This window comes from Variovorax sp. 10N420, from assembly GCF_056394705.1.
This window is the reverse complement of sequence record NZ_JBFTIJ010000005.1, coordinates 365,512-386,323: the sequence shown is the minus strand read 5'-3', so window position 1 is coordinate 386,323 and position 20,812 is coordinate 365,512. Positions and strand designations below refer to the sequence as shown.

General features: G+C 63.9%; 23 protein-coding genes. 4 read left to right on the top strand and 19 right to left on the bottom strand.

Annotated features, from left to right (window positions below; all coding sequences use genetic code 11):
- Positions 1-8 precede the first annotated feature (8 nt).
- The 8 genes from AC1DEK_RS15695 to AC1DEK_RS15660 form a co-directional block, all read right to left on the bottom strand.
- Entirely contained in the window at positions 9-977 is a 969-nt protein-coding gene (locus AC1DEK_RS15695) for a Bug family tripartite tricarboxylate transporter substrate binding protein (protein WP_478126170.1), read from the bottom strand.
- Between the two features lie 133 nt (positions 978-1,110).
- A complete protein-coding gene (locus AC1DEK_RS15690; protein WP_478126169.1) occupies positions 1,111-2,091 on the bottom strand; it encodes a tripartite tricarboxylate transporter substrate binding protein in 981 nt (326 codons plus the stop codon).
- The gene (locus tag AC1DEK_RS15685; RefSeq protein ID WP_478126168.1) at positions 2,088-2,972 is read right to left on the bottom strand and encodes a fumarylacetoacetate hydrolase family protein; all 885 of its coding nucleotides are present in this window, start codon (positions 2,970-2,972) and stop codon (positions 2,088-2,090) included. The genes AC1DEK_RS15690 and AC1DEK_RS15685 overlap by 4 nt, the downstream gene beginning before the upstream one ends.
- Before the next feature lie 46 nt (positions 2,973-3,018).
- Entirely contained in the window at positions 3,019-4,020 is a 1,002-nt protein-coding gene (locus tag AC1DEK_RS15680; protein WP_478126167.1) for a PDR/VanB family oxidoreductase, read from the bottom strand.
- A 5-nt stretch (positions 4,021-4,025) separates the two neighbouring features.
- Positions 4,026-5,348 carry a metal-dependent hydrolase family protein gene (locus AC1DEK_RS15675; protein ID WP_478126166.1) on the bottom strand — a complete coding sequence of 441 codons (1,323 nt, stop codon included), beginning with the start codon at positions 5,346-5,348 and terminating at the stop codon, positions 4,026-4,028.
- A 9-nt stretch (positions 5,349-5,357) separates the two neighbouring features.
- Positions 5,358-6,458: an amidohydrolase family protein gene (locus tag AC1DEK_RS15670; protein WP_162577907.1), complete on the bottom strand. Its 1,101-nt coding sequence runs from the start codon at positions 6,456-6,458 to the stop codon at positions 5,358-5,360.
- Positions 6,459-6,517: 59 nt separating this feature from the next.
- Entirely contained in the window at positions 6,518-7,333 is an 816-nt protein-coding gene (locus AC1DEK_RS15665; protein ID WP_478126165.1) for an alpha/beta fold hydrolase, read from the bottom strand.
- Positions 7,334-7,341: 8 nt separating this feature from the next.
- A complete protein-coding gene (locus AC1DEK_RS15660) occupies positions 7,342-8,394 on the bottom strand; it encodes an extracellular solute-binding protein (RefSeq protein ID WP_478126164.1) in 1,053 nt (350 codons plus the stop codon).
- Between the two features lie 79 nt (positions 8,395-8,473).
- Here AC1DEK_RS15660 and AC1DEK_RS15655 point away from each other — a divergent pair, with 79 nt between their 5' ends.
- Positions 8,474-9,070, top strand: coding sequence for a nitroreductase family protein (locus AC1DEK_RS15655; RefSeq protein WP_478126163.1), 597 nt, complete (start codon positions 8,474-8,476; stop codon positions 9,068-9,070).
- Positions 9,071-9,099: 29 nt separating this feature from the next.
- Positions 9,100-9,498 carry a RidA family protein gene (locus AC1DEK_RS15650; RefSeq protein WP_478126162.1) on the top strand — a complete coding sequence of 133 codons (399 nt, stop codon included), beginning with the start codon at positions 9,100-9,102 and terminating at the stop codon, positions 9,496-9,498.
- A 47-nt stretch (positions 9,499-9,545) separates the two neighbouring features.
- On the opposite strand, the gene AC1DEK_RS15645 is transcribed toward AC1DEK_RS15650, so the two are convergent.
- From AC1DEK_RS15645 to AC1DEK_RS15600, 10 genes are all read right to left on the bottom strand, one after another.
- The gene (locus AC1DEK_RS15645; protein WP_478126161.1) at positions 9,546-10,322 is read right to left on the bottom strand and encodes a GntR family transcriptional regulator; all 777 of its coding nucleotides are present in this window, start codon (positions 10,320-10,322) and stop codon (positions 9,546-9,548) included.
- A 103-nt stretch (positions 10,323-10,425) separates the two neighbouring features.
- The gene (locus tag AC1DEK_RS15640) at positions 10,426-11,532 is read right to left on the bottom strand and encodes a TauD/TfdA family dioxygenase (RefSeq protein WP_478126160.1); all 1,107 of its coding nucleotides are present in this window, start codon (positions 11,530-11,532) and stop codon (positions 10,426-10,428) included.
- Positions 11,533-11,574: 42 nt separating this feature from the next.
- Positions 11,575-12,405: an ABC transporter permease gene (locus AC1DEK_RS15635; RefSeq protein ID WP_478126159.1), complete on the bottom strand. Its 831-nt coding sequence runs from the start codon at positions 12,403-12,405 to the stop codon at positions 11,575-11,577.
- On the bottom strand, positions 12,398-13,336 hold the full coding sequence (locus AC1DEK_RS15630; RefSeq protein WP_478126158.1) for an ABC transporter permease: 939 nt from the start codon (positions 13,334-13,336) through the stop codon (positions 12,398-12,400). The genes AC1DEK_RS15635 and AC1DEK_RS15630 overlap by 8 nt, the downstream gene beginning before the upstream one ends.
- The gene (locus AC1DEK_RS15625; protein WP_478126157.1) at positions 13,333-14,433 is read right to left on the bottom strand and encodes an ABC transporter ATP-binding protein; all 1,101 of its coding nucleotides are present in this window, start codon (positions 14,431-14,433) and stop codon (positions 13,333-13,335) included. The genes AC1DEK_RS15630 and AC1DEK_RS15625 overlap by 4 nt, the downstream gene beginning before the upstream one ends.
- Positions 14,434-14,804: 371 nt before the next feature.
- Positions 14,805-15,389, bottom strand: a complete 585-nt coding sequence (locus tag AC1DEK_RS15620; protein WP_478126156.1) for a DUF308 domain-containing protein — start codon at positions 15,387-15,389, stop codon at positions 14,805-14,807.
- Between the two features lie 266 nt (positions 15,390-15,655).
- The gene (locus tag AC1DEK_RS15615; RefSeq protein WP_478126155.1) at positions 15,656-17,065 is read right to left on the bottom strand and encodes an MFS transporter; all 1,410 of its coding nucleotides are present in this window, start codon (positions 17,063-17,065) and stop codon (positions 15,656-15,658) included.
- Positions 17,066-17,077: 12 nt separating this feature from the next.
- On the bottom strand, positions 17,078-17,350 hold the full coding sequence (locus AC1DEK_RS15610; RefSeq protein ID WP_478126154.1) for an EthD family reductase: 273 nt from the start codon (positions 17,348-17,350) through the stop codon (positions 17,078-17,080).
- Between the two features lie 97 nt (positions 17,351-17,447).
- Positions 17,448-17,618 (bottom strand): SDR family NAD(P)-dependent oxidoreductase, encoded by a 171-nt coding sequence (locus AC1DEK_RS15605; protein ID WP_478126153.1) that lies wholly within the window; start codon positions 17,616-17,618, stop codon positions 17,448-17,450.
- A complete protein-coding gene (locus AC1DEK_RS15600) occupies positions 17,609-17,791 on the bottom strand; it encodes an SDR family NAD(P)-dependent oxidoreductase (protein WP_478126152.1) in 183 nt (60 codons plus the stop codon). Before AC1DEK_RS15600 ends, AC1DEK_RS15605 begins: the two co-directional genes overlap by 10 nt.
- A 129-nt stretch (positions 17,792-17,920) precedes the next feature.
- On the opposite strand from AC1DEK_RS15600, the gene AC1DEK_RS15595 reads away from it, so the two are divergent.
- Together AC1DEK_RS15595 and AC1DEK_RS15590 are read left to right on the top strand one after the other, a co-directional pair.
- Positions 17,921-18,784: a LysR family transcriptional regulator gene (locus AC1DEK_RS15595; protein ID WP_478126151.1), complete on the top strand. Its 864-nt coding sequence runs from the start codon at positions 17,921-17,923 to the stop codon at positions 18,782-18,784.
- Positions 18,785-19,359: 575 nt separating this feature from the next.
- Entirely contained in the window at positions 19,360-19,584 is a 225-nt protein-coding gene (locus AC1DEK_RS15590; RefSeq protein ID WP_478126328.1) for a pantoate--beta-alanine ligase, read from the top strand.
- 183 nt (positions 19,585-19,767) lie between these two features.
- Here AC1DEK_RS15590 and AC1DEK_RS15585 read toward each other — a convergent pair whose 3' ends face one another.
- Positions 19,768-20,745 (bottom strand): LysR substrate-binding domain-containing protein, encoded by a 978-nt coding sequence (locus AC1DEK_RS15585; RefSeq protein WP_478126150.1) that lies wholly within the window; start codon positions 20,743-20,745, stop codon positions 19,768-19,770.
- Positions 20,746-20,812 lie beyond the last annotated feature (67 nt).

Here is a 20,812-nt window from a genome sequence, read left to right as displayed (position 1 = left end):
CTTTGCTTTTATTCGGCCTTGATGTTCTCTTCCTTGGCGATGGCCTGGTAGCGGCTGAGCTCGCCCGCGATGCGATCGCTGAACTGCGCCGGCGTGCTCGCCACGACATCGACTCCGAGCTCGGTGAGCTTGGCGCGCACCTCCGGCAGGGCGAGCACGTTGAGCAGATCCTTGCTCAGCGCCTCCACCACCGGTGCCGGCGTGCCGGCGGTGGTCAACAGGCCGTACCAGGCGCTCTCGTTGATGCCGGGGATGCCGGCCTCGGTCAGCGTCGGCACGTCGGGCGTGGCTGGCGTTCGCTTGTTCGTCATGGTCGCGAGGATCTGGACCTTGCGATGGCTCGCCTGCTTGATGGCTGAGGGCATGTTGATCATCGCCATTTGCACGTAGCCGCCCATGACCGCCAGCATGATGTCGGCCTGCCCCTTGAACGGCACCTTGAGGAAGTCCACCTTCGCCACCTTGGCGATCTGCGCAAGGACGAATTCGCTCTGGCTGCCGGGGCCGCTGGTGCCGAACGCAATCGGTTGTCCCGACGCGCGCGCCGCGGTGAACGCCTCGCCCAGGGTCTGGAACCTGGAGTCGCCCGGCACCACAAGCCCGTAGGGCGCCAGGCCCGCGAGCGTCAGCGGCGCCAGGTGCTTCTGCAGGTCATAGGGCAGATCGCTGCGCACGGCCGGCGTGGTCGTCAGACCGTTGGCCTGGATCAGGACGGTCCGCCCATCGGGCTTGGCCTTGGCGACGAAGGTCGTGCCCAGGATGCCCGCCGCTCCCGGCCGGTTGTCCACCACTACGACCTTGTGGCTGGAAACCTCCGGCAGCTTGTTCGCGATCAGCCGTGCCAGCGCGTCGATGGTGGAGCCGGCGGCGAAAGGAACGACCAGGCGCAGCATGGTCTCCTCCTGCGCATGCGCCAAGGCTAAGGGGAGCGTTGCGCCGAATGCAAGGAGGGCACGGCGGGTGAAATCGATTTGCATGGTCTTCCGATCATTGCTATGGTGTTATTGAGACAGCACAAACCGGTCCACCGTGTGCCGTCGATCCAGATGCTTCCACTTCTCCGCAATCGATGGGTGAGTGCCGTATGCGTGCAGGGCTCATCCGGCGCCTTCAACGTGGCTTCTGCCTCTCTGCGATTTGGGCTTCCAGACGGCTCCATTTCGACAGCTCCTCTTGGACGAACCGGGCGAACTGCGCCGGAGTGCCCCGCGAGGGTTCTGCACCCACCTTGAGCATGGCATCGACAATGTGCGGCCTCCCCATCAGCATGTCCACGTCGTCCGCGATTCGGCGGATGACTGCCTGGGGCGTAGTCGCGGGCGCAAAAAGGCCGAACCATCCCGAGGCCGCATAGCCCGGCACTCCGGACTCCGCGATGGTCGGTAACGCCGGGACAGCACGGGCGCGCTTTGGACTCGTGACGGCAATGGCCACCAGCTTGCCCGATGCGACATGAGGCAACACCGCCTGACCCGGCGCAAACATGAGCTGGATGGTGCCGGCCAAGAGGTCAGTCACAGCTTGGCCTGTACCTTTGTAGGGCACATGCAACATGTCGGTGCCAGTCATTTGCTTGAACAGCTCCACTGTGAGCTGGGACGCTGATCCTTCGCCCGACGATCCGAAGGCAAGCTTGCCGGGCTCTGTCTTTGCGCGCCCGATCAAGTCGCGGATGTTGTTGATCCCGAGCCTTGGGTGCACCACAGCGATGTAGGGGGACGCGGACACGAGCGCCACCGGCGCGAGCGCGGTGAAATTGCTCTCGTCGATGGCGCCGGTCGATGCCATCAGCAGCATGTGGCCGTCCGCCGGCGCACGCGCCACGGCGGAAGCACCGATCTTGCCGCTCGCACCGGGCCGGTTGTCGACCACGACCGACTGATGCCAGGCATTTCCGAGCGGCACCGCCAGAATCCGCGACAGGGTGTCGGCACCGCCTCCCGGCGGAAAGGGCACCATCAGGGTCACCGTTCGCGCAGGAAAACCCTGCTGGGCTCGTGCCAGGGACGATGCGGTGAGCAGTGTCGCCGATGCGGCAGCGATAAAAGTCCGGCGTGACGCAGGAGCGAAGTCGTGGCGATCGGAACTCATGGGGCCACGATCCGGTTGCGCAGGATCATGGCGGGTGCCTCGAAGGCGCATTCGACGACGTCTCCCGGCTTCAGGAACAGGTCCTCCGCGTTCGCCTTGCCCACGGCGACCCCGCCCGGCGCGCCGGTGGAGAACATGTCGCCGGGCATGAGGGGCACGAGGCGCGAGAAGTGCTCGATGATCCGCGAAAGCTTCCAGATCTGTTCGCTGGTGTTGACGCGCATGCGCTGTTCGCCGTTGACGCTGCAGGTGATCCAGATGTCGTACGGATCGGGCACCTCGTCCATCGTGATGATGAATGGGCCCAAGGGACCGAAGCCCGGGGCGTTCTTTGCCGTCCAGAAGCGCGAGCCCGACGCGACTTCCCGCTTCTGCGTGTCGCGGCAGGTGAGATCGTTGAGGATTGTGATTCCCGCCACATAAGACATCGCGTCGTCAGGCTTCACGTCGTGGGCGGCCTTGCCGATGACGAAGACCATTTCGGGCTCGTAGTCCAGGCGCGTTACCGAGGCAGGGCGCACCACCTCGGCGTCGTGGCCGGTGAGTGCGTCGTTGAGCTTCACGAAGCCCGTCGGTTCGCTAGGCAGTTCCTTGATCAGGTCCGTCCTCTTGAGCTCCTCCAGATGGGTTCGGTAGTTCTTGCCGACACAGAGGAACTTGTTGGCATCAGGAACAGGCGGCAGGACGTGGACATCCTGAAGGGAATGCCCGGGACCAGGCAACGTATCGACCTTGCGTGCCAGCGCATCTAGCGCATCGCGACCACGTGCGAGCAAGGCCTTCACGGATGGCGCATCGACCTCGATCAGGCGGTCACCGCGCAGGAAGCCGACAAGCTGCCGCTCGGGCGACGAGCGAAGAGAAAAAGTGGCGAGTCTCATGGGAGCTCCTGGTTATGGTTATGAATGACCTCAGGGCCGGTGCCGGCTAGATGTCCAGGGTGATGCTCGCGCTTGTGCAACGCGACACGCAAGGAAGAACCAGCTTGTTGGCCTCCTTCTCGGCAGCCGTCAGGTAGGAGTCAAAGTGGGCGGGGACCCCGTCCTTCACCCCGACGGCACACCAGCCGCAGACGCCGTATTCGCATTCGCTCTTCATCGCGATGCCGGCCTCGCGCAGGGCTGCCAGCATGGTCTTGGTCTTTGGAACCGCGATCCTGCGGCCGGTGCTGCCCTGCACCACCGTGAACTCGCCGTCCTGCGCTTCGTCGCGCTGCACCTGCGGTGCGGCGAAATACTCGAAGTGGAAGCGGTCGGCGCGCCCCGCGGCCTCGCCGTGCAGGCGGACGGCGTCCATCATTCCGGTCGGACCGCAGCAGTAGATGTGGGCGTCGCCATGCGAGCGGCCCAGCTCGGCCTCGAGATCGAACAGTCCCGCCTCGGCGTCGAAGTGGAGGTGCACGTCGTGGAAGTTCGCCAGTTCCGACAGCCAGGACTGAAAGCCCAGGTCTTCGCGCGAGCGGCACATGTGCACCAGGCGCGCCCGAATGCCCCTGGCCTGCAGTTCGTACAGCATGGAGATGATCGGCGTCGCGCCGATGCCTCCGCTGAGAAAGACGAACTGCCCCGCCTCGGCGACAAGCGGGAAGTGGTTGCGTGGCCTGGAGATGAGCAGCCGGGAACCGACAGCCGCGTGGTCGAACACCCAGCGGCTGCCACCCTGGCTGTTTTCCGCGCGCTTGATGCCCAGTTCATACAGGCCCGGATGCAGGCGCGCACCGGTCAGCGAGTAGTGGCGGATCACGCCTTCGCCGCATGCGAGCGCCACGTGTGCGCCGGGCTCATACGGGGGCAGCGGCTCGCCGGTGGCGGACCTGAGACGCAGCAGCAGGGTATCGGGCGTGAGCTTCACGGCCTCGCAGACGGTGGCCTGCAGCCAGTTGCCGGCCTCAGTCTCGACGTCGGTGGCGGTTGATTCGATCACTTCCATTTGACTCACCTGTTCAACGGGACGCTGGAGACCGCAAGTGATCGCTCGTGCCCCATGCGGCGACGGGTCGGAGGGGAATCGGGGCGCGGCACAAGCTCGCCACCCTTGTAGATTGCGGCAATGCGCTTGGGGTCGCTCAGCATGTGGATGTCCGCCAGGGGGTCGCCGTCGAGCACCAGCAGGTCGGCCCAGCGCCCCGGCTGCAGGCTGCCGACCTCCCGTTCCCAGCCGAAGGCCTTCGCATTGTTGAAGGTGCCTGCCGTGATGGCATCGAGCGGCTTCATGCCCAGCAGCTCCACCATCAGCTCGATCTCGCGCGCATGCCATTGTCCGTAGGGGGTGACGGCAAAGCCTGCCTCGGAGCCCGCCATCATCGGCACGCCGGCCTCGATCGCCTTGCGGTGGGCCTTGACCAGCGCGTCGAGCTCACGCTTCTTGACCTCGATGTAGTTGGGATCCACCCCCACGTCGCGCCCGTGCTGCACGATGTTGGCGGTGTAGGTCATCGTGGCGCAGATGGGGACCTGCCGGTCCAGCAGGAGTCCGATGTCTCCAGCGTCCATGTACGACGCGTGAATCACCCAATCCACGCCTGCACGCGCGGCGGCAGCCACGGTCTTCGCGTAGCGCGAGTGGATCGTGACCTTTCGGCCGAGCCCGTGGGCCGTATCGACGATGCACGACAGCTCGTCGTCCGAGAAGCACGGGCCGGCATCGGGACGCGTGTCCTGGGCCTGGCTGTCGCCGCTGATCTTTACGAGGTCGACACGGTTCTTGACCTGGCGCCGCACTTCGCGCCGCATCTCGTCGCGGGTCGGACAGAGTACGCCCTCGGCTGAGACCGGCATGCCGAGCCAGCTGGGGAAGTAGTCCGCAAAGCCACCGTCGGCGCTGATGTGACGGCCTGCCGCAAAGATGCGCGGGCCGTCGAACATGCCGTTGTTGATGGCATCGCGGCAGGTGACCGCCACGTTCCAGGTCGAGCCCGGATCGCAGAAGCTGGTAACGCCGCTTTGCAGCACCTTCTGCGCATTCCAGACTGAGCGCACCGCAGACCACTCCGGGCCGCCGTAGATGTCGACCTCCTCGGCCGTCTTGCCCTCGCCGTAGGAGATGTGGCAATGCGCGTCGATCAGGCCCGGGATCACCGTCTTGCCCCGCGCCTGGACCACCTGTTCGGCGGGGCCCTGCTGGTCGGCCGGGCGCTCGCCGTTGCACCATACGGCCGTGATGCGACCGTCGACCACACGCAGCGTCGCGTCGGGGATCGGCGCGCTTCCCGTGCCGTCGATCAGCGTGCAGCCAGTGATCTCCAGGATCCTTCTCATGGCCAGCGCCTACAGGTCGATCTTGAACAGCTTGGCCGCGTTACCCGCCACCACCTTGAAGCGGTCCTCCGGGGAGAGCTCGTTAAGGATGCGATCGATGTTTTGGGTGGTGTTGGGATACGGGCAGGGCGGGTGCGGGAAGTCCGAGCCCCACATGATCCGGTCGATGCCGATCTCGTTGCGCAGCTTCGCGGCCAGCGGGTCGTTGATGATGCCGGCGTAGATGTTTTCCTCGACGTAGCGGCTCGCCGGCTTCTTCTCGAGATGATCGAAGCCGGGAAAGGTCTGGACGCGGTTGAGGCGGTACTTCAGGATCGGCAGCCACGACGCGTCGTACTCGGACAGGAAGATCTTCAGGCGCGGGAATCGGTCGAAGATGCCCCCGAAGATGAATTCGTTCGCCAGCGCGGGCTGCACCTCGTAGAACAGGTCGAGGAAGCTGGCCGGAATGTTTTCCCGCTCCTTGTCACCGTGGTAGGTGAAGGGGTCGCGCACCCGGCCGGTGACGATATGCAGCGTGACCGGCAGTTCCGCCTCCTGGGCGGCGGCCCAGAACTTGTCGTACTTGCGGTCGCGGTAGGGAGCCGCGCCGTCCACCGGGTTGGTGCCGATCATGATGGCGCGGGCGCCGCGCTTGACGACGCGATCGAGCTCCTTCACGGCCCAGTCGACATCGACGATCGGGATCATTGCGACGGCCAGCAGGCGCTTGAGGTTCTGGGAGCAGTACTCCTGGATCCAGTCGTTGAAGACCTCGGCGCAAGCATTGCGCGCAGCCCCATCGGCCATGCGGGGAATCCACAGGCCCCAGGTGGGGTTCAGGACCTCGGCGTAGATGCCGTCCTTGTCCATGAGCTCGAGACGGTACACCGGGTCGGAGCCTGCCTTGGCGAGGTCGTCCAGGCGGCGGTCCTTGCCGTCATCGGACACCAGCTCTTCTAGGCGCGCCGCTTCGCCCGGCCGCCCGACGTAGAAGAAGTTGCCTTCGTGGCCCTCGAAGTTGGAGACGCCCTGCGGCAGGTTGTCGCCGAAGCGACTGCCCAGGGTGTTCTTCCAGAGGTCGGTCGGCTCGAACACGTGGGAGTCCGAAGAAATGATGATCTTGTCCATGATCTTTCAGCTGGTGTTGGTGAATCGATGAAGAAATATATGCCTTATTGGTATGCCAGTCAAGGACTCCGATGAGTCAACAGGAACTCGAGCGCGCTGCAAGTGAACTCGGCGGCCTCGAAGTTCAGGATGCGATGCGGCTTGCCTGGGAACACGTTCAGCGTGGAGTCCGAGATCAGCTGGTGCATGCGCTGCGAATGCCAGACCGGCGTCACCGCATCGGTGGAGCCCACCGCAATCCAGGTCGGGCACCGGATATCGCCCAGGCGGCTGGAGGTGTCATGCGCAAGGATGGCCCGGTAGTGCCCGGCCAGGCCGGTGCGCGAGGGCGCGTCGCCCTGCTTCCAGCGATCGATCCGCTTCGCGATCTCGTCGCGGAGTGCATGCTCATGCGCATTGACGAACTCCGGCCCGAAGGCGGAGAACGCGCTGTACATGGCCCAGAGCTCCGGCGTCGTTTCCTCGACCACCTTGATCAGGATGTCGTAGCGCAGCCGCATGTACGGAAGCGGCCGCTCGTAGCTGGAGTACAGCGACAGCGACAGCACCCGCTGCGGCTGCGCCAGCGCCATTTCCTGTGCAATGGCACCGCCCAGCGAGTAGCCGGCGACGTGGGCCTGCTCGATGCCCAGTGCGGATAGCAATGCCAGGGCGTCCTTTGCCATCTCGGCGGGCGTGTAGCCCGTCTGCGGCACCTCGCTTGCGCCGATGCCGCGCAGGTCGTACACGATGCATTGAAAGTGCTCTGCAAACACCGGCAACTGCTCGTCGAATGCGGTGTGGTCCATGCCGTTCCCGGCGATCAGCAGGAGGGCCGGACCCTCCCCGAGCGTGCGGTAGAAGGTCCGTACGCCATTGGCTGTGATGTGAGGCATGGCCGGAATCAACGCCGCGTCAGGGGAGCGATTTCACGGTCCCACGCGTCCTGCCATTTGCCGCGCCCGGTTGCGGTCGCCTGCTCGTCGAACACGATCAGCTTCTGGAACTCCGCATCGGGGAGCGTGTACTTGGCGTGCTCGGGGGTGATCTTCGCGTTGCGGTTGACCGGCGTGATCTTCAGTTCGCGGGTGACGTTGGCGATCGTTTCCGGACTCAGGTAGAAGTCGATGAACTTCCTGGCTTCGGCGGCATTGGGCCCGTTCTTCACGAGGGCGATCACGTCCATGCCGGCGGGGGCGCCCTCACACGGGATCGTGAACTTCGCGGGCACGCCCTCGTCGATCATCTTGTAGGCGGCGCTGGAAACCATGGGCACGGCCCAGACCTCCTGTTGCGCCAGCAGGCGCTGCTGCCCGGCGGAATCGTCCACCACGGCCACCAGGTTCTGGCCCATCGTCTTCACGAGCTCCATCCCGGGCCTCACGTCCGCCTCCGTGCCGCCGGCGAGCTTGTTCGCCATGAGCAGGAAGTAGCCGTTCATGTACCTGGGGGAGGAGACACCGACCTTGTTGCGCAGGTCAGGGCGCCACAGGTCCTTCCAGCACTTGATCTCGGTCTTGACCTTGTCCGTGCGGTAGACGATGCCGTAGGGGTACACCCACATGCCGGCGAACTTGACCGCGCCGCTTGCATCGCGGCGCAGTCCACTGGCCGGCAAGGTGGCCAGCACGGGAATTTCCTTCGCCTCCAGCGTCGCGAGCAGGCCGTCGTCGTACGCGGTCACCGCATCCTGCGAAGTCGCCATCACTAGGTCGATCTTCGGGCTGGCCCGCTGGGCCGAAATCATCTGGATGTTCGCAAGCGACACACCGGAGATGACCTTCACCTTCACGCCGGTCGCCTTCTCGAAGGGGGCGATCGCCTGTTCAGCGATGGCCTTGCCCCAGGTTCCTCCCCAGGTGGCCAGCACGACCTCCCGGGTTTGTGCTGCGGCGGCGAAAGCGGCGAAAGCGGCGATGGCGACGGCGGATCGCTTGAGGCAGGTGTGCAGTTTCATGGCGGGGTCCTCGTGGTGAAGTGGACGGTTCTGAATATGGTATGTATTATTGGCATACCATTAAAGTATCCTGAACACCATGAACGCTTCTGTCAATCCCCGCCCGCCCGCGCCCACCTCCTTCGGTGAGCTTGCGCAGCGCCGCCGGTCGGTCTACGCCTATGTGGACGAGCCCGTGCCGCGCTGCGTGATCGAGCGTGCGCTGGCCGACGCCGTGCTGGCGCCCAACCATCACCGCTCTGCCCCCTGGCGCTTTTTCGTGATCACGCGCGAAGCACGCCACAGGCTGGTCAGCGCCTATGAGGCCGCGGCGCTGCGCACGGGACGCGATGTGGCGCGCGCGGCCCGGCGTGCCAAGGACGCGCCGGTGAACGTCGTGGTCGCCTGCGTGCCCGCGCTGGACAACCTCAGGGTGGTGGCCAGAGAGGAGGAATTCGCCACCGCCGCCGCCGTCCAGAACTTCCTGCTGTCGCTCGCGGATGCGAGGGTCGGCTCCCTGCTCACCACGGGCGCACTGGCCGAGTCTCCGGAGGTCGCCGCCCTCGTCGGGCTGGAAGCACCCGGGGCGCGCGTGATCGGCGTCATCAACGTGGGCTACCCCAATCCGGAGCGCCCCATCCCACGGCGCCACGATGCCCAGCTGGATCGCGTAGTCCGCTGGATCGACGCGCACTGAATCACCAACCCAAGAAAGGACTGAACACCATGAGCGAAATCACACGCGGAGACCCCGCCGGCCTGGCCAATGTGCGCAAGACCGTCTATCACCACTTCATTCGCGTCGACAAGCCCTCGTCCCTGATCTTCCTGTCGGGGCAGCTCGCTCGCGATGGCGACGGCAAGCTCGTGGGGCCGGGCGACATGGCCGAGCAGACGCGCCAATGCATCCGGAACATGCGAACCGTGCTGGAAGCGGCGGGCGGTACGCTCGACGACATCGTCTCGATCGTGGTCTACACCACGGATGTGCGCCAGTTCAAGGAGATCGTCGCGGCGCGCATGGAGTTCTTCAAGGACCGGCTGCCCACCAGCACGATCGTCGAAGTGAACCACCTGGCCGACCCGGGTCTCCTGATCGAGTTCCAGGCGATTGCCGCACTTTGATAGGCGCGGGGGCGAGACGCTTGCGTCCGCCCCGGTGAGTCCCGGTATCAGGCGACGAGCTTGCGCGCCGGCTTGCCCGCGGGCTTCGGCTTCACCGCCTTGGCTGCGGAACGGCCCGCCGGCTGCCTGGGCCGGGGCATCTTGGCCAACAACGGCGCTGCGCTGGCGGAAGCGTTCCACGACGGCGCCTGCAGCCGGTTCTCGTAGGTTGCGATGGCTGCACTGATCTGCTGGCAGACCAGTTGCACGAACGCCTCTGCGTCCTTGCCTTCGAGCGCCTTGATCATCTGGTTGTGGATGTCGAGGGTCGCGGAGGCGCGATGGAAATCCTGCCAGTGGTAGTGGCGAACGACATAAGCCTTGTCGCGCAACATCACGAGCACCTCAGCGAGCCATCGGTTGCGCGTGGCTCTGCCGAGCAGGGCGTGGAAGTCGGCGCGGACCTCAAGCATCCTCACGAGGTCGCGCTGCTCGAGTGCCTGCTTGAATTCCTTGTTGATCTGCTTCAGGGCAGCGATTTCCGGCGGCGTGATGTTCGCCACGATCTCCCGCGCCGCGGTGCTCTCCAGTTGCAGCCGCAAGACATAGAGTTGGCGCAATTCCTCCGAGCTGACGTCCACCACGACGGCCACGCCGCGCGGGCCAGTCTCGATGAAGCCACGCTCCAGCAGCCGCTTGGTGGCTTCGCGCACCGGCGTGCGGCTTACCTTGAAACGGGACACCAGCTCGCGCTCGGAAAGCCGCTCCCGGGGCCGTATTGCGCCGGCGAGGATATCAGTGACGATGCCGTTGAAGACACGATCGGCTTCCGTGGATTTGCTCATGATGCGTGCACGACTGACTCGCTGCCGTGAGTTCGGGATAGGGTTCGCAGCAAGTCTATCTTGAAAACCACGGCCTTCTTCCCCATCGAAGTCCCCTGCGCGTTCATGCAGCATGACCGCCCCTGAAGATGCGAAGCTCGGCATCCGTCCAGCCTGCGCTGCGCCAGTCTTCAAAGGCGAAGCGTCGCCCCGACGGCGGGGTGATGCCGCCACGTATCACGCCAGGCTGCGTCGAGCCGAAGAATACGGACGCGCCGTCGGGCAAGTGACGGCTGTGGGGCGTGGCCAGCCAGAGCCGCAGCTGCGTACGCCTCTTCGCGACCTCCTCGTGGTCCTGGTAGTCGGTGCGCGAGTGGTAGACGACATGGTTGTTGAAGAACTGCATGTCCCCCTTGCGCAGCTCGATCGTCGTGCTCAGTTCATCGGCCAGTTGCGCCACCAGCTCCAGCGCCTCGCGTTGTATCCGGGTGAGCCGCGGCACCTCGGGCAGCCGCTGCGCGCTCTCGATGAAGGAGAGCGAGAACAGGCTCGTGAAGCTGCCGTCCACCCCGCGGTCGAAGACCGGCCGCTCGTACCACGGCGCCTCGCCCTCCACTTCCTCGCCCTGGCGACTGAAGCAGAACGGCGCGTGGAGAACCGGCAGCATCTCGGGCCTGCGGCGGATGAGCTCGTTGTGGATGGCCGCCGAGCTCACCACACGGCTATGCCCGCCGGAGACAGGCTCGCGAAGGCACAGCAGGGCGAGCGCGTCGCATTGGTCGGTGTGGAAGCGCAGCGGCCCGCCCGCGCGATAGGCACGCGTGGTGGCCTGCCCCATCTTCTCGCCGATGTCCCGGACTTCGGCGATGTAGTTCTGCAGGCGGCTTTGCGACACCGGCACGCCCAGCTGCAGTCCAATGCCCCAGAACAGGAACTTGCATTCTTCATCCGACAGGTCTTCCACGGGCACGCCGCGGATCAGGACGAAGCCGTGCCCGTGCTCCAATTCGCGGCTGATCCGGACCCAGAGTGCCTGAAGCTCCGGCACCTCGAAGTCGCTGCGCCGCACCGCCTCCAGCGGCTTGCCGCCGGCAATGACGCGGCGGGCAGCGCGTTGCAGGGCGGCGGCTTCGTCGGCGCTCAGGACCGAGCGCCATCCTTCGGCCGAGGCCAGCTGCTCGCCGGTCCAGACGCAAGGTCCTTCGACCGGTGTCAGGTTCGATTTTTCCATTCGCTCTTCCTTGTCACTTGTCTCGACTTGTGTCGACGTGTCTCACGCACGCAGCCCTACGAAGCGATCCATGCCCAGGACCTTGTCGATCACCAGCACGCCCACCGCCGATAGCAGCACCAGCATGGCGGAGACCGCCGACACGGTGGGGTCCAGATTGAATTCCATGTACTGGTAGATGGCGATGGGCAGCGTCTTCGTCCCTGGCGTGATCAGGAAGATCGTGGTGGCGAAGTCGTCGAAGGACATCACGAATGCGAATAAGGCGCCCGCGAAGAGGCCCGGCCGGATCATGGGAAGGGTCACATTCCAGAAGGCCGTGGCCGGATGCACGCGCAGGGATGCCGCGACCTCGTCGAGCTGCCTGTCGTAGCGCGCGAGCACCGCCAGCACCGAGCGGAAGCTGTAGGGGAAGGTGACGATCACGTGCGCCAGCACGATGCTCCACAGCCCGGTGTGGAGATAGCCCCGGTTGAAGAACACCAGCAAGGCAAGCCCAGTCACCACCAGCGGCAGCAGAATCGGCGCCATCAACAGGGACTCCAACGCGCGCGCGCCGGGACGCGGGTACTTCCACAGGCCGTAGGCTGCGAGCGTCCCGATCGCCACCGACAGCGGGGTCGCGAGTGCCGCGACCTGCACGCTCGTCATGAAGCTCTCGACGAACTCGCCGCGGGAGATCGCGTTTGCGTACCAGCGCAGTGAATAACTCTGCGGGGGAAGCGTGGTGTAGGCGTCACCCGAAAAGGACAGCAGGACCACCAGCAGGATGGGAAGGAAAAGCAAGCTGAACGCGGCAGCCCTGAGGGCCCAGACGGCGCAGAAGGCCAGCGAGCGGCGCGCGCGATGGGCTGTGTTGCGGTGCTTACGCATGCTTCCTCCCGTGGGACAGGCGCCCGGCTGCGTAAAGGCAGACGATCGTGAACAACAGGGCCAGCACGCTCAGCGCGGCAGCCACGGGCATGTTCTGCGCGAACATGGCCTGGTCATAGATGACGTTCGCCACCATTCGCACCGCGCTGCCGCCCAGGATCAGGGGCGTGGCGAACGCCGTGCCCGCCAGCACGAAGGCGAGCGTGCACGCGGCTAGGATGCCCGGCGCCAGCAGCGGGAGCGTGATGCGAATGAAGGTCACGACTTCGTCCGCACCGAGGTTCTGGGCAGCGTCCTCCAGCGTGCGGTCATACCGGCGGAAGCTGCCGGCCAGCGTGAAGATGACGAAGGGCAGGACGAAATAGGTCAACCCGATGGAAACGCCGACCTCGTTGCGCACGAGCGCAACGAAGTCGTTGTCCGCGATCCAGCCCATCGACTGGAACAAAGTGTTCAGCAGGCCGCTGTTGCCCAGCACCAGCAGCAAGGCATAGAGCCGGACGATGAGGCTCGTCATGAACGGGACCGCGACCAGGATGATCAGCAGCGCACGAACGCGGCTCGATTCAGTTCGCACGATCCAGTAGGCGACCGGCAGGCCGAGCGCAAGGCTGCACACCGTCGAGACCGCGGACAGGCGGATCGTGGCGAAGATGGCCCCCATGTAGAGCGGGTCGCCCAGGATGCGGCCGTAGGTGGCCCAACCCCTCTCGCCGCTGGGCGCCGCGCCCAGCTTGCCGCCGCTGTAGAAGCTCCAGTTCAACAGGTCAAGCAGCGCGACGGCGAACAGGCCGAGCACGAGCAACGCAGGCGCAAGCAGCAGCCATCTCTGCAGCGCGCCCGCAACCCTTGGCTCGCGGATCGACGGCACCTCACTTGGAGGCCCGTTGCCTGGGTGGACATGGACAACCGAAGTTGCTGTACGGCTCATGGCTGCAACACCTTCACGGCCTCGGGTGCCCATCGCATGAGAACGGGCTGGCCCGCTTCGAATGCCGGCGCATGCACCCCTGCTGGCAGCTTGACCAGCAGCCGCTCCGTGCCCACGCGCGCCCGGATCTCGGTGAAGGCGCCCATGTACGCGGTGCTCACGATATGGGCGGCCAGTCCGCTCATGGAATCGTTGCCGGCCTCCTTGCCCGTGATGTCGACTTCGATCAGTTCCGGCCGGATCAGAAGGCGCGTCGTCTGCCCAAGCTGCGCCCCGGCAGCCGCTCCTCGGATCAGCATGCCATCGGTAGAGCGGTACAGCGAGTAGCCGTCCGGCGCGAAGCCCACGTGCTGGGCTTCGACCACGTTGGCGTCACCGACGAAGTTGGCCACGAAGGAATCCGCGGGGTGCAGGTAGATGTCCGCGGGTGTTCCGACCTGGCGGATGCCGCCCTCGGCCATGACCACGATGCGATCCGACATTCCGAGCGCCTCCTCCTGGTTGTGGGTCACCGCCACCGCGGTCATCCCCAGGCGCTTCAGCAATAAAAGCAGCTCCACGCGCATTTCGGAGCGCAGCCTCGCGTCCAGGTTGGACATCGGCTCGTCCAGGAGCAGCAGCGAAGGCCGCATGGCCAGAGCCCGCGCGATCGCCACGCGCTGCTGCTGCCCGCCGGACAACTCATGGGGATACCGCTCCCGGAGCCGCTCCAGCCGGACCTGCGCGAGGACCTCGGCGACGCGGGTTTCGATTTCAGCCGAGGGCACTTTCATCATGCGCGGCCCAAAACTCAGATTGCCCTCCACCGTCATGTGAGGGAATAGACCGTAGTTCTGGAACACCAGGCCGACGTCGCGCTGGTAGGCAGGGACTTTTTCCATCGACTCGCCGCGCAACCTGATCCGGCCGGCACTGGCCGGAATGAAGCCGGCAATCGTCCTCAGCAGCGATGTCTTGCCGCTGCCACTCGGCCCGAGAAGGGTCACAAACTCACCCTCTCGAACGTCAAAAGATGCACCAGAAACCACCAGGTTGCCACCATAGCGTATGTCGACACCCTGCACTTCCAGAACGGCGGTATGTTCCCGTGCTTCCATCGCGATCCTTATCTATGCATCCCTATATGGTATGCCATTACGGATGCTACACGATTGACTTTGACTGTCAACTTGCAGACATCGGCTCAACTAGCGAGATAGGAATCGCTGGCGGCAGCCACGCGCGGGCTGCTCCGCAGGACACTCAGCGCAAGCTAAAAGGATGGCCGCACACAGTGGAGCAGCCGCAAGCTTTCGGCCGAACTGGCGACGTGTCTTTCTCCGCCGCGCAGCGCGTTTGGCGCAAGCATGCATGTGCCGAGCGCGAGATCAAGGAGCTGAGCAGGGCCAATGAAATTCTGAGTGAGCGCGCTGCGCGATGCGAAAGGCTAGCGGCACGCGCAGCAGGTGCCCGCTCATGTCTTCAGCCTTCATTGCGTTTGCTTCTTGGCGCGCATGTCAGATACAGCCAGTGAAAGAGCGGAGACGAGGAAATAGAAGGCCCCGAACGCCACGTAGGGAGCAATGTCCAAGATGGACGGCACCTGAGTTCCCCCAGCCCGACTGATGAAGAATGCGCCAGCTATGGCGGACTGCGCGCCGCTGAGGATCATGGCCCACTGAGCTCCATGCCGCTTCCAGCGGCGTATGCCCGTTGCCAGTTGGAAAACTCCTGCAAGAATGGCCCACACACCGAACACGCCGAGAACGGCATTCATGCTCTTGCCCAAAGCGACCGCAACGGCCGCGGTAGCGGCCGCGCTGACGATGACATTGAGGCTCTGCGTGGGGTTTCGCTGCATACCGCCGTTGCGCCGCGCGTCCAGCACATTCGCCAGGGCGTCCCAAGCGGGGTACACGACGAGGAGCAGCGCGGCAAGCAGCGGCATCGTCCGCCCGAGCGTGAAAGCCGCCGCAACCCACGCGATCGAAAATGCCGCACGGACAAAGTAGTACTGTTTGAGCCAGAAGCCCCTCCATGCGTCATCGAGTTGGTCGAGTGCCGTATCCGTCATGCAATTCCTTCTGAAAACTTTCGGAGGTCAGTTAGTCATGTCCATGGCACGACGGCACTGAAGTTTCACGTGGCGTCGCCACCACTTTATCGCCGCGCGCTGCAGCCGCTTGTGCCAGCTGCTGACCGCAGCAAATGTTGGGAACATCTGCAAAAAGTGGCCCCATCGGATCGATGGAGGCAATCGCCTTCACCGAGGTGGGGCGACGATCCGCGACTGCCCTTACAGACGTTTCTGCATCCATGGTGCAAAGGGTTCTGGATTTTTCATGTTTCTTGACGCTTCCAGCTCAGTCCGGCTGCCAGCGCGAGTGCCGCGGCTATGGCCAATGAGGCTGCAGAAAAGCCGAGCCGCGCGGCTTGAGCACTCGCACCATCAGGCGCGATCGAGATGAACAGTCCTCCGACCATTGCGACGCTTACTGCAGCGCTGATCTGCAAGGTGGCGTTTACCAGGCCCGAAGCCAGCCCCGCCCAACGTGTTCCGACCTGGTCCACGTTCAAGCGCACCAGCGCAGGAAGCGCAACGCCTTGCCCTGCACCGATCAAGAACAGGGGAAACGCGAGCCAGGACGGCATATCGGCAAAGGCCAGCACCGCGACGATGACCAAACCGAGCACCTCCAAGATCATGCCAAACGCCGCCGTGCGCGAACCCATCTTCCGGGCGATGCGCGGGCCGCACAGTGGCCCAAGGAAGAAGCCAACGCCGAGCGGCAGGACGGCCAAGCCGGTGGCCAGTGCGTCGTGACCCAGACCGACCTGTTCGTACGCTGCGAACACCAAGAAGAACGCGGCGAGCCAATAGAAGAAGAAGGTTGACGCCAAGCTGCGTCGCAGCCCGCGCACGGCCAAAAGCGAAGGTAGAAGTAAGGGCGTCCTGCCGGCGAGTTCCCGTTCCTTTTCGTACCGCCAGAAAGCCCATAACAACGGCACGCTCAGAATCAGCAGCGCCGTGCACCACCATGGCCAGTTGTGCTCCCGCCCTTCGATGAGCGGTACCACGAAGGCCAGCAAGCCAGCCGCCAGCAGCAACGCCCCCGGCACATCCAAGCGAGCCGAACGCTCGGCGCGGCTTTCACGCAGCAGCACCAATGCAGCTGGAACGGCAAACAAGATGATGGGGAGGTTGATCAGAAAGACAGTGCGCCACCCCAGTCCCCACGGGCTGGTCGAAACCAGCACGCCCCCCAGCAACTGACCTCCCACGGAAGCCAGGCCGAATGTCGCGCCATAGAGACTGAGCGCGCCGTTCTTCTCGCTTGCCGGGAAGATGGCGTGTATCGATGCCAATGATTGTGGCGCCATGATCGCCGCCGATATCCCTTGCAGCAGCCGACCGACGACAAGCATGCCCGGCGTCGGCGCCAGACCACACAATGCCGAAGCGACGCCAAAGCCGAGCATGCCACCAACGAATACGCGCTTTCGACCATAGAGGTCACCCAAACGCCCGCCCAAGATCAGGGTGACGGCATAGGCTGTGGCATACACCGAGATCACAAGCTGCGAGACGTCCGAAGATGCTTGCAGGCCCGCGCGAATGGCAGGTAGAGCCACGTTTACGATGAAGAAATCCAATGGCGGCAAAAGAGTGCCGGTCAGCAGGACCGTCAAGGCGAGCCAGCGACGTGAATCAGGGGCTGCTGCCTCAGTAGTTGGAGTCAACGTAGTCATGGTGTGCGAGTCTCAAAGTGCAGCCGCTCGGGCACGCTGCGGAGTAGTGTTGATAAAGCGAGGCACGTCGGCCATCACCGCCGAGAGTTCAGGTGACGCAAACGGCGCATTGAGTACGCCTTCATCCACGGGGAAGAATGCGCTCAAGCTGAGCAAGCCGTACGGAGTCCACGCCCTCAAGACCAGCGGCATCTGGGCCTCAACGTAGTAGTCACGATCAAAACGATCTTGTGCCGCCCCTTGATACGCCACGTAGACAACAACGGGCGAAGTTTCAGTGTTCATGAGATATGCAATGGCAGCAGTACACCGCCGGACGATGGCGCATCAGCGCATGCCGCCCGAGCCTAGGATGAGCTCGCCTGTCACCCAGCCCGCATCGTCAGAGGCGAGATAGGCGACGATCGAGCGCTTCGGTGGTCTCTGCGATCTTGGCGAACTGGGAGATGCCGGAGTTGTTCACCACGATGTCCAAGCGCCCGAAGTGTTCAATGACCGCTCTGACCAGTGATTCGACCTCTGCCTTGTTGGTGACGTCGGCGCCTACCGCCAAGGCCTTCCGCCAAAGGTTTGGATGTCGGCTACCACCTTGTCGGCAGAGTCCTTGCTCGAGACGAAATTGACAACGACCTTCGCGCCGTCGGCCGCCAGCCGGCGGGCAATGCCTGCGCCGATGCCTTTGGAAGCGCTCGTTACGAGGGCGACCTTGCCTTTCAACTTGTTCATGCCATGAGCTTCCAGATGAGGCTGATCCGAAGGTCAGCGTGACGAAGGCCGCTATGTTGATATCAAAAGGAATGTTTTTGAACTGACACTCCTGTACATTTTTCGTACGTTTTTGAACGATCACATGACATGGAATGGAATGACGTTCGCATCTTTTTGGCGGTTGCGCGCGGTAGATCCTTCGGCGAGGCCGCCCGGCGTCTGGACGTGAGCCATCCGACGGTCGGGCGGCGAATAAAAGCGCTCGAGGAAGAAGCCCAGCAGCCGCTTTTTCGCAGGACAAAGGACGGCCTGGTGCTCACGAACGCCGGCGACACCGTGCTGACGCTGGCGGAAACCATGGAGGATTCCGCGATGTCCATTGAAAGGCGGCTGACCGGCAACGACCAGCGGCTCGAAGGCATCCTGCGTATCTCGTCAGCGGACTGGTTCGCCGGCTATGTCCTGGCTCCGGTCCTAGCCGAGTTGGCGCGTCGTCATCCCGCTGTCGTGCCGGAGGTGATTGCAAGCTATCGATTGCTCGACCTTTCACGTCGCGATGCCGACGTGGCCTTTCGCATCGTTCCCTTCAGCGAACCGGATATTGTCCAGCGCCGCCTGATGCGTATTTCGTACGGTGTCTATGCTTCGGCCGAAACTGTACGGGCGTTGAATGACGATCCGGCATCAGCCGGGGTCATTCTCATGAATACCGCGCAGTCACATTTTCCCGATGTAGCCTGGGTGCTGGACAGGTTTCCACTTTCCCGGCGTGTCTTCACAAGCACTAGCCGGTCAGTCCAGGCACAGATGTGCCTGAGGGGCATGGGTATCGCGGTACTGCCAAGGCCACTTGGCGATGCAGTCTCCGGATTGCAGCGCATCGACACGCCGGATCACCCTCCGACGCGGGATATATGGGTCGGTTATCACCAAGATCTGCGGCACATGGACCGCTTGCGGGCGATGCTGGACATCGCCGACATGATGCTTTCGGCTTCCGAGCGTGCATGACATTCGTCTGCCAAGCGGACCTTCCGAGCCCAGCTTCAAATCGAGTACACGGTTGGTGTTGGCGTCCGACGAGAACCCGGCGAGCGTTCGCCAATCGCGCAACCCTGACAATGCTGGCGGAGTCAACTCTTCATCAATCGCCAATCCTCCGTGCGGTCATTCTTCACGGAGTTCAGGTCAGTGTGCGCGCTCATCTTGTTTGCTTTCGAAGTTGAGGACTTCGTGCAGCTTGAGCAGCCATTGACGGAGGCCGTCGGAGTGCATGTACGGGAGCGAAATGCACTCCTCGACGTCGTACCGCCATGACCGCGCATCACCGGCCGCGATTGCAGACATTCACCAATGGAGCACCGACAAGTTCATTCTTGATGGCAACAGTGATCCCGAGAGCGCTAGCAATCGTCAGCGCCAGCACCCTGAACTCGTCAATGAAGGCATTCGATCGCTCGCCGATCGACTCCGAACGCACAAGCGCGTATGGAATCTCATCAGCTACTTTCGGCTCCGTGAGCGCATCGCATCGCGCTTCTGGAGCACCTTGAACAGAGAGCGGATTCGCATCACGCGAACAGGCGCTGCGCAGTGCCTGCGAGCTGATGCAGTCCGGTGCGCAAATGGCCTGGGCGGCTACCTCGTGCAGGGGAAGACGCGCGCGCGGCTGGCAGCCCGACTACCTCGCACTGCGCCGGCAATGCGATCTGCAAGCACCTACCTTTGGCGATCCCCTGGTTGTACTGGCCGCTGCACGACTCGGAAGCACGCGCCTGATTGACAACCTCGAAATCGGGACGACGAACTGAAATAGTCGCCTCAATGCCTGCCCATGATTCCTCGTTAAACGTCTCGGTGCACCAGCGGGAGCGAAACCGTTCATCGGTCTGAGAAGACCGGTGCCGTTCCCTTGGAAGGCACCATCAGACAGTCGAGGTTGCCAGAGCGCTTGAGCAGTTCGGTTGAGAGGTGGCCCGCCGGCACTAACACCGTTATCCAGTTGAACGCTTTACACACACCTCGCGCACCGCCTCGAGAAACATCGATGTGGCGGGGTGCACCGAAGCCGCGCGGTTCATGATGATCGCGACGGGATGCAGCGATGCGGAAAGCGGTAGGTCTAAGGTCTTCAACAGTCCGATTTCAAGGAAGCGCCGCGCCACACCGCTGGCGATCGCGGAAAGCAGCTGTGACTGGCGAAGGATCTCGACCAGCGTGAGGATGGAAGACGTCTCGACGGCCACGCGGGGCGGCGCGGCCCGGCGCCTGGCCAGGCCGCTGGCGACCAGGGCATATAGCTGGCCTGATCGTGCCGGAAGGATCCATTCGTATCGATCGATGTCGGCATTCGTCCAGTCGGATGATTCCAGCAGGGGGTGATCGACCGCGCAGACGACGACGGTGGGCTCTTCAAACAAGGTCTCGTGGGAGAGGCCGCGCGCTCCGGCCAGGGGTGTTGCACGGCCGATCACGCAGTCGAGCCGCCCCTTCTCGAGCTGAGGAAGCAGCGTCGTCTCAAGGCCCTCCTGCAGTTCCACCTGGATGCCCGGGCGTGACCTGCTGAGAAGCGCGACCGCTTCGGGAACCAGCATCGATGCTGCGACAGGGAACACGCCAACCCGCACCCGCCCTTCCCAGCCATCGCGCAGCGCGCTGATCTCCGAGCGTGCTGCGTCCATGTCGGCCATGGCCTTGCGAGCCCAGTGAAGCAGCACCTCGCCCTGTGGCGTGATCTGGATGCCGTGTGCGGTGCGCTCGAAGAGTCGTGCCTCGAAGATCGATTCGATCTCCTGCAGCAGCTTGCTCGCTGCCGGTTGCGACAGGAACAAGGCCTGGGAAGCTTGGCGGATGTTCTTTCGTTCAGCGAGTATTTCGATGGCGACGAGATGCCGCATGCGCAAACGGCCAAAGAGCGCCCCGATGGGTAGCGCAGCGTCGTCCTTGTCGTTCGAGTCGGATGCGAAGGGCATCACGAATTATCCGGCACCGCCCGGCAGGCCAAGCGCACTTCGGCCGCGGTTATACGCGTATCACTTT

What these genes read in the sequence shown, in the direction of transcription:
- AC1DEK_RS15675 (WP_478126166.1), bottom strand. Translation starts at nt 5,348, where the DNA reads ATGAGAAGGATCCTGGAGATCACTGGCTGCACGCTGATCGACGGCACG.
- AC1DEK_RS15695 (WP_478126170.1), bottom strand. Translation starts at nt 977, where the DNA reads ATGCAAATCGATTTCACCCGCCGTGCCCTCCTTGCATTCGGCGCAACG.
- AC1DEK_RS15600 (WP_478126152.1), bottom strand. Translation starts at nt 17,791, where the DNA reads ATGAACAAGTTGAAAGGCAAGGTCGCCCTCGTAACGAGCGCTTCCAAA.
- AC1DEK_RS15690 (WP_478126169.1), bottom strand. Translation starts at nt 2,091, where the DNA reads ATGAGTTCCGATCGCCACGACTTCGCTCCTGCGTCACGCCGGACTTTT.
- AC1DEK_RS15650 (WP_478126162.1), top strand. Translation starts at nt 9,100, where the DNA reads ATGAGCGAAATCACACGCGGAGACCCCGCCGGCCTGGCCAATGTGCGC.
- AC1DEK_RS15680 (WP_478126167.1), bottom strand. Translation starts at nt 4,020, where the DNA reads ATGGAAGTGATCGAATCAACCGCCACCGACGTCGAGACTGAGGCCGGC.
- AC1DEK_RS15640 (WP_478126160.1), bottom strand. Translation starts at nt 11,532, where the DNA reads ATGGAAAAATCGAACCTGACACCGGTCGAAGGACCTTGCGTCTGGACC.
- AC1DEK_RS15585 (WP_478126150.1), bottom strand. Translation starts at nt 20,745, where the DNA reads ATGCCCTTCGCATCCGACTCGAACGACAAGGACGACGCTGCGCTACCC.
- AC1DEK_RS15610 (WP_478126154.1), bottom strand. Translation starts at nt 17,350, where the DNA reads ATGAACACTGAAACTTCGCCCGTTGTTGTCTACGTGGCGTATCAAGGG.
- AC1DEK_RS15625 (WP_478126157.1), bottom strand. Translation starts at nt 14,433, where the DNA reads ATGGAAGCACGGGAACATACCGCCGTTCTGGAAGTGCAGGGTGTCGAC.
- AC1DEK_RS15670 (WP_162577907.1), bottom strand. Translation starts at nt 6,458, where the DNA reads ATGGACAAGATCATCATTTCTTCGGACTCCCACGTGTTCGAGCCGACC.
- AC1DEK_RS15645 (WP_478126161.1), bottom strand. Translation starts at nt 10,322, where the DNA reads ATGAGCAAATCCACGGAAGCCGATCGTGTCTTCAACGGCATCGTCACT.
- AC1DEK_RS15665 (WP_478126165.1), bottom strand. Translation starts at nt 7,333, where the DNA reads ATGCCTCACATCACAGCCAATGGCGTACGGACCTTCTACCGCACGCTC.
- AC1DEK_RS15595 (WP_478126151.1), top strand. Translation starts at nt 17,921, where the DNA reads ATGGAATGGAATGACGTTCGCATCTTTTTGGCGGTTGCGCGCGGTAGA.
- AC1DEK_RS15660 (WP_478126164.1), bottom strand. Translation starts at nt 8,394, where the DNA reads ATGAAACTGCACACCTGCCTCAAGCGATCCGCCGTCGCCATCGCCGCT.
- AC1DEK_RS15655 (WP_478126163.1), top strand. Translation starts at nt 8,474, where the DNA reads ATGAACGCTTCTGTCAATCCCCGCCCGCCCGCGCCCACCTCCTTCGGT.
- AC1DEK_RS15630 (WP_478126158.1), bottom strand. Translation starts at nt 13,336, where the DNA reads ATGAGCCGTACAGCAACTTCGGTTGTCCATGTCCACCCAGGCAACGGG.
- AC1DEK_RS15635 (WP_478126159.1), bottom strand. Translation starts at nt 12,405, where the DNA reads ATGCGTAAGCACCGCAACACAGCCCATCGCGCGCGCCGCTCGCTGGCC.
- AC1DEK_RS15615 (WP_478126155.1), bottom strand. Translation starts at nt 17,065, where the DNA reads ATGACTACGTTGACTCCAACTACTGAGGCAGCAGCCCCTGATTCACGT.
- AC1DEK_RS15620 (WP_478126156.1), bottom strand. Translation starts at nt 15,389, where the DNA reads ATGACGGATACGGCACTCGACCAACTCGATGACGCATGGAGGGGCTTC.
- AC1DEK_RS15685 (WP_478126168.1), bottom strand. Translation starts at nt 2,972, where the DNA reads ATGAGACTCGCCACTTTTTCTCTTCGCTCGTCGCCCGAGCGGCAGCTT.